The following is a 12746-nucleotide window of genomic DNA, read 5'->3' on the forward strand; positions in this document are numbered from 1 at the left end:
TCAGGCAGTTTTGAGATGAGCGCCGAGGGCCGTGTTGTTGATCGTCCAGAACGACCAACCGTCATGGCTCTCGGTGTCGCCTGAGATGTGACCGGTGACGGCATTTGCGGCCGCGGTCGGATCAGGGAATCGGCGGCCTTCCATCGGTCCGCGCATGATCTCGACGACCTCGGTGGTTTCGTCGAAGCGCCCGACCCAGCGATATCCGTGGCAATCGGCTGTCATCTCGAGGCGATTGTCGACGACTTCGATCTCCTCGACACCGCTGGCGCGACGCTTCTTCGCGGCGACCGGCGACGTCTTACGCTTGGTCGCCACCGGGGTCTCGACGTAAATGCTCGGATCCTTGACCGCGGCCAAGCCCAGCGCATCCCAACGATCGTGACCGTGCACGACGCGCCCACGCGGAATCGCGTGATGGCCGGTGCGATTACGTCCGGGGCTGTCCATGATCCACAGGTCGACCTCGGCACGGATGTCGTCGGCGACCTCGTTGGAGGGCAACATGTAGAACTCGTGCGGATCTGCTGCCAGGTCGACGAACACCCAGAACTCGGAGCGGGTGTCGTCACTCTCGAGCGACTCGTCCTGACGCCTGGCCTGCCAGTCACCGTCGAGCTTGGACCGCACGCGGACGATTCGGCTGACACCGTCAGCGCCCGTCACCTCGACGGGATTACGACGTGAGTGCGTGAGACGGACAGCCTTGCCCCCACGCTGCGTAGCTTCGGAAATGAACGCATTGATGCCGCGGCTTGCGGTGTCTTCCATGATCGACCTGTCTCGAGCGGGTACGCCCGCATCACCGGATCGGCATCGGGGTCGAGCATTGAGCGAAATCCCGGCCTTTACTTCGATCGTGTGGCCGGTCAGTACCCCCGACCTTACAGCTCCGGCGACGGCCTGACTACGGCGCCCGACGCTCGTTCCCAGAGGTCAGCAGTGCAATGTCCCCGTAAAGCGCCGCCCGGTGAGCGAACATCAGCTCTTCCACACCGTCGAATTGATCCCCGACGTAGTGCGTGTTTGCAGCCGAAAGTTCACGTGAACCAGAGCGCGCGAGTAGGTCGTCGATCCGGCTGTCGAGGCTCGCTGCATGCGCAACCGCGCGCTGCGAACTCAACTGATCCTCGGCCCGTGCGACCAGGTCACCGATCCGCGCGAGGGCCGCGACGCGCTCGACCAGCTGGTCCCAGACCGCGCCGAGCGCTTCCCTGCGCGAAGCGATTCCGGCTCGGGTTCCCTCGTCGCGTGCCAGTGCAGCCGCGTCGTCCAACTCCGCAAGAATCGAACGCAGCGCGACGGTGTCGACCGCGATCTGGGTGATCTCGTCGGCCAGGTCGAGTTGGTTGCGTTGAATGACGAAGTGGTCGGAATGCCACGCGCTGGAGCTTTCGATCCGGTCGAACAGATTCCCGGCGAGGTAAAGCAAGGCGTCGTACTCACCGGCGCGTCCCTCGGGTTCTGAATCGACCAGTCCGTCGAGGACTTCCGCGATGCGCCTTCCGGCATCGGCGATGACACCGGTTCCCTGGACCTTCCCGAACTGGGCGGCGAGTTTGTCGAGTGCTGCGTTTCCACTGCTGGCCACGACACCGAGCCCCACCGGCAGCTTGGCTGGAACCGGTGTACGGGTGAGCCCGGCAAAGAGAGCCTCGCGTTGCTCGACGTCGAGATGCAGGCCGTCGCGCCGGTCCTTGCGGATGGCACGGACACTGCTCGCGAAGTGACGATTGGAATGCACGATCGCCGATCGCATCGACTGAACGCGCTTCTCGAGCGCCTGCACCCGTCGTTCGAGGACAACCTGAACAGGGCCGATGCGAGTTGCGAGCAGTCGACGCCTGGTGCGGGCCAGCTCGTCGGTGAGATACCGCAACTCCGAGAAGCCGCCGATCTCCGGGAACGAACGTCCGACACTGCGCCGGTTCGCCAGGATCGACCGCGTCGACTCGTCCACATAGCCGCCGGCGATCAGCAGCGCGACATCATCGGACAACTCCGGCCGGTTCGACTCGACGGTTCCCGCCGCACACCACTCCCTCACTCGGGTGGAGATGAGCGTTCGCCGTTCGGTCACCGACGCCACGACAAAGACGTCATCAGTTCCGTCTGTCATCTCACGCCTCCTTGTGGCCGCCGGATCCCACTGTTCCAGAATCTGCCGACACGCGCCCGACCCCTGCGGCCCAGCTCGACGCACCCCTGCCATACCGTAGGCGGGTGACCTCCCTGCGATCAGACGCGCACGCAGGTCACTCGCGCGCATCGAAGACTGATCCAGCAGTTCAACCGCTGCTTCCCGACCTCGCGATCGAACAACTTCAGTCGTTGTTGCAAGTACGTTCCTGGACTCTCGCGGAATGGTTCGCGATGGCCGACCAACGCGGATTCCTCGCGCCCGCGGCCAGTGTCCCGCTCTTCATGGAAGCCGCGCTGAAGTATCCCGAGCACCGCGAGGCGCTACTTCGCCTCGCCGGTCGACGCGGGCAGTACCTGGCGGAGCAGAACCCGGATTGGGCCCAGCTACGACGAATCGGAACACGCCGGGACGAGCTGTGGCTTTCGCCCGATCCGGACGACCGTACGGCCTGGTTCGATTACATACGTACGGTCGACCCGGAACTGGCGAGCGAAGAGCTCGAGATCGCTTGGGACGACGAGGCCACGGCAAGCCGGCTGCACTTCCTCGACCATCTCGACGTCGGGCTGGGTGAACACGACTACGCGCTCCTCGAGCGTGCACTCGACGATCCAGCCGTGCGGGTCCGTGAGCGTGCAATTCAACTACTACGGCAACTCCCCCGATCTCCGTTTGCCTCTCGAATGGTCACTCGGGCTCGGTCCTGGGTGCGGCTCGAGACGAAGCCCTTGCGGCCGCGCCTTGCCGTCCGATTGCCCGGCTCGCTCGACGACCTCGCATTTCGTGACGGCATCGAAGACGTCCACTACAAGAACAAGGGCATCCGGCGCTGGTGGTTACGGCAAGTCGTGACCGCCACTCCGCTGACGCTGTGGGAATCTATGGCCGGTTCGCCACGCGAGGCCCTCACCATCCCCATCGAGAAGCAATGGCGCGCGGTGATGATCGAATCATGGATTGCCGCAACCGTTCTCCAGAAGAACACCGCGTGGGCGTCGGCATTTCTGGAGCGGGACGGGCGCACGACCGACCGGAGAATCGTCGCCATCGCGGACCCACGCGAGCGCGTCGAGTACATCGTTGCCGGCCACGCGGACGAGTACCTTCTGGGCGTCGACGGCAGCGCACTACTCGACGGCATCGACCGCCCATGGCCCCTGGCCGTCGCCGAAAAGTTGTTGAACGCCTTGGAGAACGAAGCGATGGAGCATGCTGCGACGGGTGAGGACTTGGGCATCCACTCGCGTCACAGTCACTTTTCCACCCTGCGAAGCGTGCAGGCGCGCTTCCCTTTCGACGCCGTACCGCTTCTGCAGGACGCGGCGGCCCGAACGAGTGACCCCGGGTGGCAACACGCATTCACCGACAGCGCCGTCAACATCGAGCAGCGCCGACTCCGCTTGGACGTCCTGCGCAATCACCGCTGAACGACGAAGGGGCCGCATCCTTGGAACGGAATGCGGCCCCTTCGTCGTTCGTGAAAGATCAGACCACGCTGACCATCTCGTGATCAGCCACACCGGCGGCCAACACCCGAAGGTGATCTTCGGTGCTGCCGAGGGTGTGCTCGATGGCGACGAGTCGGCTCACGTAGTGCCCCACCGGGTACTCTGCGGTCATACCGATACCACCATGCATCTGGATCGCCTCCTGGCCGATGAGCCGAGCCGAACGCCCGATCTGCAACTTCACCCGCGAAGCGATCACTGGATCGACGACGCCGTCGGCAAGGGACATCGTTGCGTACAGACTCATGCTGCGTCCCAACTCGAGCGAGACGTACAGGTCGGCGGCGCGGTGTGTCAGTGTCTGGAACTTTGCGAGGGGAACCCCGAATTGCTTACGCGTCTTGAGGTATTCGGTGGTCAGGCGTAGCGCCTCTTCCATCGCTCCGACAGCCTCGGCGCACAGCGCGGCCTGCTCACGGATCTGCGCGGCCTGGATCAGAGCAGTAGCGTCACCGCCCTCACCGAGTGCTTCGGCCGGCGTATCGGTGAACTCGATCTGCGCCCCGCGCAACCCGTCGTGAGTGGCGTAGGACTTGCGTACCAAACCGGAGGCATCGCTCTTGACGAGGAACAGTCCGACGCCACCGCCGGGGAGCGCAGCGCTCACGACCAAGATGTCCGCCGTCGCGCCGTGGCCGACGGGATTCTTGATACCGGTGATGGTCCAGCCGCCGTCGACCTGGGCCGCCGCGGTGGCCCGTTCGGTTGCCGGCCAACGGATTCCGGGTTCCTGGTCGGCGAACGCGAGGAACGTGGTGCCCTCGGCCACTCCGGGAAGAATCGACGAACGCTGCTCTGCACTGCCACCTTCGGAGATGAGGCCGCCCGGCGTCACGACCGCGTCGAGTAGCGGCTCGGGTGCCAAGCGTCGACCGATCTCGGTCATGACCGCGCCGATTTCCACTGGGCCGGCGTCCATGCCGCCGTCGTCCTCGGAGAATGTCAGGCCGAGCAAGCCGACCTCGGCCAACTGCTTCCAGACCTGCGGGCTCCACCCGGGATCAGAGTCGATGATCGCGTTGCGCTTCTCGGCGTCGTAGCTACGCGCGAGGAGATCCTTGGTGGTGTCGCGGAGAAGTTTTTGTTCGTCGTTGAGTTCGAAGTCCATGCCACGCCTCACAATCCGAGGATCGAGGAGGCGATGATGCTGCGCTGCACTTCGCTCGATCCGCTGTAGATGGATACCTTGCGGTAGTTCAAGTACGTCGGGGCAGTGTGCTGCGCCCAGCTCGCGGAGGCGATGTCGCTGCCCGCGTCGTACGGCAGTGAATCAGGGCCGGCCACGTCCATCAGCAGTTCGACGCTCGCCTGCTGCAATTCGGAGCCACGAAGCTTGAGCAGCGACGACGCCGGGTTCGGCTGGCCGTCAGCGGAACTGGCTACCACCCGGAGCTGAGTGAGCTCGAGGGCAAGCAATTCGTTTTCGAGTTCGGCGAGACGAGCAGCGAAGAGCGGATCTTCGAGCAGTGTTCCGTTGCCGACCTTGACCTCGGCAGCGCGGGCCTTGGCCTGGGCCAGACGAACCTTCGAGAACCCGACGCGGGTGACACCGGTTCGCTCGTTGCCGAGCAGGAACTTGGCGTAGCCCCAGCCCTGGTTCTCTTCACCGACCAGGTTCTCTCCCGGAACGCGGACGTCCTCGAAGAACACTTCGTTGACCTCGTAGCCGCCGTCGATCAGCTTGATCGGGCGGACCGTGACGCCAGGCGTCTTCAGATCGACAAGGATGAACGAGATGCCGGCCTGACGCTTGGGCGCATCGGGATTGGTGCGCACCAGGCAGAAGATCCAGTCGGCGTACTGTCCCAGCGTCGTCCAGGTCTTCTGACCATTGATGACCCAGTCGTCGCCGTCGCGGACCGCACGGGTCTTGAGCGAAGCGAGATCGGAACCGGCCTCGGGTTCGGAGAATCCCTGGCACCACCAGATGTCGAGGTTCGCAGTCGCCGGAAGGAACTTCTCCTTCTGCTCCTGCGAGCCGAAGGCCGCGATGACCGGACCGACCATGTTGGCGTTGAACGCCAAAGGTTCGGGAACCGACGCAAGCTGCAGTTCGTCGAGCCAGATGTTGTGCTGGACCGGGGTCCAGTCCTTGCCGCCCCACTCGACCGGCCAGTGCGGTACCGCCAGACCGTGAGCGTTGAGGATCTGCTGCGCCTCGACCATACGGTCGCGCCCCAACTCCTCGCCGTGGGCGTACGCCTCCCTGATGTCCGCGGGGATTTGCGTACGGAAGAACGTCCGCATCTCGTCGCGGAACGCTAGTTCCTCGTCGGTCAATGCCAGGTTCATCGGGATTCCTTCGCACTCGAAACCGGATTCATGTTCGGTTCGACCGTACCCGACAGCTATGGAGGCGGAACAGGTACCGCAAAAGACGGCACTCAGGGCCGACCCCCTACACGGTTTTCAGGACCAACAGGTAACCCCCGCCCGCGGCGTCGATACTTGTTTCGACATTCAACGCGGGAGCCAGACGCGACAACCGATCGATCAACCAATCCGACGCTTCCTGGGCGTCGTCCTTGCCGGGGCAGCGAGCGACGGCGACGCGGCCACCCTTTCGCTCGAGCTGCTCCACGACCCCGATGATCGGGGCGGGATCCACGACGAACAGCCGATCCGGCCATTCCACAACAGGTTTGACCGCACCCTTCTTGGTGTTGCATGCGCGGTGCGCCAAGCGTTCGACGCCACCTTTGGTCTTGCCACCCTTTTTTGCGGTGTTGATGCTGTCGATACTCGGGCCGCGCGGATCATTGACGGACATATCGGGATCGACCGGTTCGTCACACAGCCAGCAGCGCCAGGATTCACGTTCGCCGACTTCTTGAAGGGTGCTCATGTGGCAACGGTACCGTGCGCACTTTCGGCTGCTTCCGCTACCAAAAGTGCGCACGGGGGCCGAAGGCCCTACATGTCTGCAATCGCCTCGAGCGGCTTCGTCTTGGCCGCTCGGTTGGCCGGCCACAGCGCCGCCAAGACACCCACCACACCCGAGCCGATCAGCATTCCGACCACCTGACCCCACGGGATCGTGATCTTGTCGAGGCCCTGATCCGCGAGAGTGCTCACGAAGGCCCAACCGAACGCGATGCCGAGAACAACTCCGACCGCCGCGCCGTACACCGCGATGAGCACCGACTCGAGGTAGATCGTGCGTCGCATCTGTCCGCGCTGCATGCCGACAGCTCGCAGCATTCCGATTTCTCGTCGCCGCTCGCCCACCGACAGTGCCAGGGTGTTGATGATGCCCAGGATTGCGATCACGACCGCGAGTGCAAGCAGTCCGTAGAGGATCGCCAACAACGTGTTGATCTGCTGGCCCTGAGTTCCCTTGAACTCCTCACGATCCTGCACCTGGACGACGACGTACTTCTCCGTGGCCGTTTCGAGCTCGGATCGCAGCGTTGTCAGATCCGCGCCAGGCTTCGCCTTCACCAGCACCACGAAGTCCGGCAGACTCTCGGCCGGCATCAGCTTCCGATACGCCTCGTCCGAGACGATCCACGAGCCGATCAGCTGGTTGTCCTCGAACACTCCCGCGACAACCGTCTGGTACTCGACGCCGCCGGGACCGGTCAACGTCTGGGTCGAGCCGACAGTCCAACCCTTGTCGTCCGCAGTCGACTTCGAGACGAGCATGTTGTTGCCGGTCAGATCGACCGTGCCCTCGAGGATCTTGTATTCGAGCACGCCTTCGATCGGGCCGTCGAACGAAGCGCCCTGCTCGTCCTCACCGTCGACCTTCGCACGCACTCCGTGCAACGACGTCGCGCTCTGCACGTCGGGCACTTGTCGGACGGCGTCGGCCGCACCTCGCGGCACGCCGATCGCGTTGGGACCGGTCAGGATGTAGTCGGCCGAAACACCCACGTCGACAAGAGCATTGATGCTCGCCTTGGCCGAGGAACCGAACACTCCGATGACCGTCACCAGCATCAGACCGAGAGTCAACGCGAATGCCGTTGCGGCCGTGCGACGGGGATTGCGCACCGCATTGGTACGAGCCAATCGCCCGATGGCACCGAACGGCTTGGCGAACACGGCACCGAGCGCGCCGACGATCGGCCGCGACAGCGCGGGAGCCCCGAGAAGCACCGCGATGATCAACGAGAACGCACCGAGCCCGACGATCAGCGCCGCGCCACCACCGGTACCGCGAGAGCCGAACACGAGCAGTGCCACACCGATCACGCCGAGAATCGCACCGATCAACGTCCGCACTCGCAGTGAGTCACCGGTAGAGGCGAACTCCTCACGCATGGCCGCTACCGGCGGGATCTTCGACGCACGACGAGCCGGGGCGTAAGCGCTGAGCGGCGTGACGACGACGCCGACTACCAACGCGACGATGATCGTGCGGGCACCCACCTGGAGCGGGCCTTCCGGCAGACCGACGTCGAATGTGTTGAGCAGACTGCGCAATCCGTAGGCGAGACCGATACCGCCGAGCAGACCGATGATGCTGCCGATGAGTCCGACCACGAGCGCCTCGGTGACCACCGAACGGCCGACCTGCGCTCGGCTCGCACCGATCGCACGCAGCAGCGCCAGCTCACGAAGACGCTGCGCCACGATCATCGAGAAGGTGTTGTAGATGATGAACGTTCCGACGAGCAGAGCAATCGCGCCGAACGCCAACAGGAAGTAGTTGATGAAGCTCAGCGCCGAGTCGACCTCGGCCTTGGTCTCCTCACGAACCTGGTCGCCGGTCTGCACCTTGAGATCGGGGAAAACCTGCTCGACGCGTTGCTGCAGTTCCGTCTGCGACACCCCGTCGCCCGCGACGTCGATGTACTCGACGTGTTGGCCGTCGGTGAAGAGTCCACGGGCCTGCTCGTCGGTGAAGAGCGCGCCGATGAACCCGCCGGTGTCACTGCCCGCCCCCTCGTAGATGCCGGACAACGTCACGTCCACGATTCCGCGGGCCGGTGCCAGAACCTTGGCGGAGTCCCCCACCTTCAGTCCGGCTCGCTCGGCGGCGCTGGTGTTCAGCGCGACCTGACCGGTCTGCGTCGGAGGCGCGCCCTCGACGAAGGTGTCGGATTCGGCAATCGCCTGGCCCGGCGGTAGGTAGGACTGACCGATACTCGGCGCGCCGCCGGTCTGAACAGCGCCGCCGTCTGCGTTGATCAGGACGATCTGTCCACTGACGGCCGGGGCTACCGCTCGGACGCCGTCGACTGCGGCAAGTTTGTCGACATCCTGGACCGGAACGCCACTGGTGTTGCGCTCTTCCATCGATACCCGGACGTCGACGCCCTGGGCGGTGTTCTCGAAGATCGAATCGAAAGTCTTCTGGAGGGTGTCGGTGAAAACGAACGACCCCGCGACAAAAGCCGTGCCAAGCACCACGGAGAGAACCGTCAGCGCAAGTCGCACCTTGTGTGCCGCCAAGTTGCGCAGGGAAACCTTGCGCATCGGCGAGTTGCTTACCGAAGCCATGTGCTCAAGCCCCGGCTTCCACGTTCACGACCGCCTGCGGAGCGTCCAGACGCTTCATCCGGTCGAGGACCGAATCCGCCGTAGGCTCGCGCAATTCGTCGACGATCTTGCCGTCCGCGAGGAACACCACCCGGTCGGCATACGCCGCTGCCCGCGGATCGTGCGTCACGATCACCACGGTCTGGTTGAACTCGTCGACGGCCGCCCGCAGGATCGAGAGCACCTCACCGGAGGACTTCGAATCGAGGTTTCCGGTCGGCTCGTCGCCGAAGATGATCTCCGGCTGACCCGCCAGCGCACGCGCACACGCCACACGCTGCTGCTGACCACCCGAGAGCTCTCCCGGCCGATGATCGAGGCGATCCCCGAGACCCAGCTTGGTCAGGACGCTGTTCAACCAGGTCGGGTCCGCTTTGCGTCCCGCGATGTCGAGCGGCAACGTGATGTTCTCGAGCGCGGTCAGGGTCGGCACCAGGTTGAACGCCTGGAAAACGAAACCGATGCGATCGCGTCGCAATTGGGTCATCTGTTTGTCGGAAAGCGTCGTGAGTTCCGTGTCACCGATGAGAACAGAACCCGAACTGGCGGAATCCAGACCGGCGAGGCAATGCATCAGCGTCGACTTACCGGAACCGGACGGCCCCATGATCGCCGTGAACTCACCGCGGGCGAAATCTGCGGACACCGAACTGAGGGCGTGCACCTGGGTATCTCCGGTGCCGTAGGTCTTGGACAGGCCGACTGCGCGGGCCGCGACATCCTGGGCGTGCGAACTCATGATCGCCTTTCCTGTTCACTTCGGTGCTACTTTGCGGGCGTGACGGGCGCCCGTGAAAACACGGACGCCCGCAATGGTTGGTTCCATCCTGTCGGGTGGCGGGCGCGCCCGCCATCGGGGACCACCCTGATATCTGCGGCCGAGCCGGTCAGGGTCGGGGGAATGCGACCCCTCCTGCTTGTGCGCATTGACTGGAAACAGCGATACGAAGACCGGGCGCACATTAACCTTGTGACACCAATCACACGAGAGAGGCGGCCGAATGTCCGACGCCACCGCTGGAATCATTTTCGATCGGCTAGAGCACTGGGCGACGGTCAAGCCTGATCAAGCAGCGATGACCTTCCAAGGGACCGAATTCACGTGGGCTCAGTGGCGGGACCGCATCTTGCGTATCGCCGCCGCCCTCGCCGAATCAGGCATCGGTGCCGGCGACACTGTCGCGTTCGTCGACAAGAATCATCTGTCCTGTCTCGAAGTCACCTACGCCGCCTCACTACTCGGCGCCGCGAATGTCGTTCCCAACTGGCGACTTTCGAGCGAAGAGCTGGATTACGTTCTCGCGGACTGTGGCGCTCGCATTCTGTTCGTCGGCAGCGAACTACTCCCCCAGGTCGTCGCGATGCGAGACCGCTTGACGGCCGTCGAATCGATCTTCGCCGTCGGCGGTGAACACGACGAATTCGAGCCGTGGATCGACGAGGTCACACCGCTGCACTCCCGCCCCGAGGTGAGCCCCGATGCCACCGCTCTGGTTCTCTACAGTTCCGGGACGACCGGTCGCCCCAAGGGTGTCCAGCTCACGCATCGAAACCTGTTCGTGCACAGCAACAATGTCCTCGAAATCCTGCCGGCCCACGAGGATCACCGATTCTTGATCGCGATGCCGATGTTCCACGTCGGCGGAACGTGCTACGCCATCATGGCAATTCACACCGGTGGCCGCTGTTACTTCACGAGAGAAGCCGACGGACCGTCGATCTTCGCCGGTCTCGCCGCCGGAGCCAACATCGCCTTTCTCGTCCCACCGGTCATTGCCGGAGTCCTGGCCGCAGGCGAGCAGGCGGTCGCCGCCTTCAAAGCATTCAAACGCATCACCTACGGCGCCGCCCCCATGCCGCTCCCACTGTTGCGCGCGGCACTCGCAGCGTGGCCGGACACCGAATTCGTGCAGGTCTACGGCATGACCGAAATGGCAGGCGTCATTACCGCGTTGATGCCGGACGTTCACCGCGACGAGTCGCAGGTCGAGCGCATGGCATCAGCAGGTACGGCGATCCCCGGCGTCGAGATGCGCGTGGTGGACCCCGTCACGCTCGAGGACGTGCCCACCGGAACGACCGGTGAACTGTGGTGGCGATCCGAACAGTGCACACCCGGATACCTGGGCAAGCCTGAGGCGACGGCCGAAACGATTACCGCAGACGGGTGGCTACGTAGCGGCGACATGGGCCGCGCCGACTCCGGCGGCTTCGTCTTCATCGAGGACCGCCTCAAGGACATGATCATCACCGGCGGCGAGAACGTCTACTCCCCCGAGATCGAACGAGTACTGGTGGAGCATCCGGCAATCGCCGAGGTCGCGGTCATCGGCGTTCCCGACGACCGTTGGGGTGAAACCGTCAAGGCTGTCGTGGTTCTCACTGCCGAAGCGCAGATCGACGAAGCCGAACTGATCACCTATACACAGGAACGCCTCGCAAAGTTCAAGTGCCCGACCAGTATCGACGTCGTCGAGATTCTTCCCCGCAATCCCACCGGAAAGATCCTCAAACGCGACCTCCGCAAACCGTACTGGGAGAACCGCGAACACAAACTGGTCTGAGTTCGCGTGCTGTAATGGGGCGGTGACTTCGCGCCGCCCCACCACACCCAATCCGACCGATCCGTGCCCGTGCGGCAGCGGCAACGCGTTGGCCGAATGCTGCGGCAAGTACATCAGCGGAGTAGCGCACGCACCGACCGCCGAAACCCTGATGCGTTCGCGTTACACGGCTTTCGCTGTGATGGACGACGAATATCTCACGCAGACTTGGCATCCCGACCATCGCCCAGCCCAACTCGATCTCGACCCCGACCAGAAATGGCTCCGCTTGGAGATCCTGGACACCGAACGGGGCGGGCTGTTCGATTCCGACGGCGTCGTGGAATTTCGCGCTCACTACACATTCGGACGCGAGCGGGGAATGCTCCACGAACGCAGTCGATTTGCGCGAACAGAGGGTAAGTGGCTCTATGTCGACGGCGATATCGGTTAGGTAACTCCGGGCACCGCCGCCGCGGATCCCGATAACGCGAGCCCTACGATCGAGTCATGACAACGAACCGGACGAGATCATTTGCCGCTGTCGCTGCCATCGCAGTGGGCGTGAGCCTGACTGCCTGTTCGCAGGACGCGGAGACCACTCCCACGGCAGCCACCTCGGCCGTCACCTCGACCTCGACCTCGAGTGCAGCAGCGTCGACCACAGAACCAGTCCCGACGGACAGCTCCGACAAGACGTCGGCTGCGGGCACCGAATCCAAGCTCACCGTCGTCGACATCCGAGTGGGCGAGCACGACGGATTCGATCGTGTCGTCTACGAAATGGGCGGAACCGGCACACCCGGTTGGCGCGTCAAGTACGTCGACGCGGCGACGCAGGAAGGCAGCGGTAAGCCCGTGGACATCAAGGGTGCCGCAGTGATCCAGGTCCTGATCGACGGTTCCGCATATCCCTTCGACAGCGGAGTCGAGCAGTACTCCGGCCCCAACCCGGTCCCCGGCGTCGGCGGAGTCGTGACCGAGGTCAACGGGTCCAACGTCTTCGAGGGAGTCACGCAGTCGTTCATCGGCGTGACCGAGAAGCAGCCGTTCACGGTCACGACG

11 protein-coding genes are annotated in these 12746 nt (G+C 64.0%); 4 read left to right on the forward strand and 7 right to left on the reverse strand.

The window, feature by feature from the left end; translation table 11 throughout:
* Entirely contained in the window at window positions 1-771 is a 771-nt protein-coding gene (locus A2J01_RS08035; protein ID WP_003945109.1) for a hypothetical protein, read from the reverse strand.
* A 136-nt stretch (window positions 772-907) separates the two neighbouring features.
* A complete protein-coding gene (locus A2J01_RS08040; RefSeq protein WP_064112464.1) occupies window positions 908-2119 on the reverse strand; it encodes a hypothetical protein in 1212 nt (403 codons plus the stop codon).
* Between the two features lie 104 nt (window positions 2120-2223).
* Between A2J01_RS08040 and A2J01_RS08045 the strand changes: the two genes are divergently transcribed.
* Window positions 2224-3570 carry a DUF5691 domain-containing protein gene (locus tag A2J01_RS08045; RefSeq protein WP_064112465.1) on the forward strand — a complete coding sequence of 449 codons (1347 nt, stop codon included), beginning with the start codon at window positions 2224-2226 and terminating at the stop codon, window positions 3568-3570.
* 58 nt (window positions 3571-3628) lie between these two features.
* Here A2J01_RS08045 and A2J01_RS08050 read toward each other — a convergent pair whose 3' ends face one another.
* The 5 genes from A2J01_RS08050 to A2J01_RS08070 all read right to left on the reverse strand — a co-directional run bounded on the left by A2J01_RS08050 (window position 3629) and on the right by A2J01_RS08070 (window position 9877).
* Window positions 3629-4759, reverse strand: coding sequence for an acyl-CoA dehydrogenase family protein (locus A2J01_RS08050; RefSeq protein ID WP_064112466.1), 1131 nt, complete (start codon window positions 4757-4759; stop codon window positions 3629-3631).
* A gap of 8 nt (window positions 4760-4767) precedes the next feature.
* Window positions 4768-5943, reverse strand: a complete 1176-nt coding sequence (locus A2J01_RS08055) for an acyl-CoA dehydrogenase family protein (RefSeq protein WP_007736177.1) — start codon at window positions 5941-5943, stop codon at window positions 4768-4770.
* Window positions 5944-6049: 106 nt separating this feature from the next.
* Window positions 6050-6496 (reverse strand): hypothetical protein, encoded by a 447-nt coding sequence (locus A2J01_RS08060; RefSeq protein WP_007736175.1) that lies wholly within the window; start codon window positions 6494-6496, stop codon window positions 6050-6052.
* Window positions 6497-6564: 68 nt separating this feature from the next.
* Window positions 6565-9099, reverse strand: a complete 2535-nt coding sequence (locus A2J01_RS08065) for an ABC transporter permease (RefSeq protein ID WP_064112467.1) — start codon at window positions 9097-9099, stop codon at window positions 6565-6567.
* 4 nt (window positions 9100-9103) lie between these two features.
* Window positions 9104-9877: an ABC transporter ATP-binding protein gene (locus A2J01_RS08070; protein WP_003945134.1), complete on the reverse strand. Its 774-nt coding sequence runs from the start codon at window positions 9875-9877 to the stop codon at window positions 9104-9106.
* Between the two features lie 262 nt (window positions 9878-10139).
* Between A2J01_RS08070 and A2J01_RS08075 the strand changes: the two genes are divergently transcribed.
* From A2J01_RS08075 to A2J01_RS08085, 3 genes are all read left to right on the forward strand, one after another.
* Window positions 10140-11702, forward strand: coding sequence for a long-chain-fatty-acid--CoA ligase (locus A2J01_RS08075; RefSeq protein WP_064112468.1), 1563 nt, complete (start codon window positions 10140-10142; stop codon window positions 11700-11702).
* 22 nt (window positions 11703-11724) lie between these two features.
* Window positions 11725-12135, forward strand: coding sequence for a YchJ family protein (locus A2J01_RS08080; protein WP_007736170.1), 411 nt, complete (start codon window positions 11725-11727; stop codon window positions 12133-12135).
* Between the two features lie 56 nt (window positions 12136-12191).
* Window positions 12192-12746, forward strand: a 555-nt coding sequence (locus tag A2J01_RS08085) for an AMIN-like domain-containing (lipo)protein (protein ID WP_064112470.1), incomplete at its 3' end; no start/stop codon positions are given.

This window comes from Rhodococcus sp. EPR-134 (genome assembly GCF_001647205.1).
In the GTDB taxonomy this organism is placed as follows: Bacteria; Actinomycetota; Actinomycetes; order Mycobacteriales; family Mycobacteriaceae; genus Rhodococcus_F; species Rhodococcus_F qingshengii.

Excerpts from the sequence above, each read along its gene's own strand:
- A2J01_RS08075 (WP_064112468.1), top strand. The coding sequence starts at position 10,140 with ATGTCCGACGCCACCGCTGGAATCATTTTCGATCGGCTAGAGCACTGG.
- A2J01_RS08065 (WP_064112467.1), bottom strand. The coding sequence starts at position 9,099 with ATGGCTTCGGTAAGCAACTCGCCGATGCGCAAGGTTTCCCTGCGCAAC.
- A2J01_RS08050 (WP_064112466.1), bottom strand. The coding sequence starts at position 4,759 with ATGGACTTCGAACTCAACGACGAACAAAAACTTCTCCGCGACACCACC.
- A2J01_RS08070 (WP_003945134.1), bottom strand. The coding sequence starts at position 9,877 with ATGAGTTCGCACGCCCAGGATGTCGCGGCCCGCGCAGTCGGCCTGTCC.
- A2J01_RS08055 (WP_007736177.1), bottom strand. The coding sequence starts at position 5,943 with ATGAACCTGGCATTGACCGACGAGGAACTAGCGTTCCGCGACGAGATG.
- A2J01_RS08060 (WP_007736175.1), bottom strand. The coding sequence starts at position 6,496 with ATGAGCACCCTTCAAGAAGTCGGCGAACGTGAATCCTGGCGCTGCTGG.
- A2J01_RS08035 (WP_003945109.1), bottom strand. The coding sequence starts at position 771 with ATGGAAGACACCGCAAGCCGCGGCATCAATGCGTTCATTTCCGAAGCT.
- A2J01_RS08040 (WP_064112464.1), bottom strand. The coding sequence starts at position 2,119 with ATGACAGACGGAACTGATGACGTCTTTGTCGTGGCGTCGGTGACCGAA.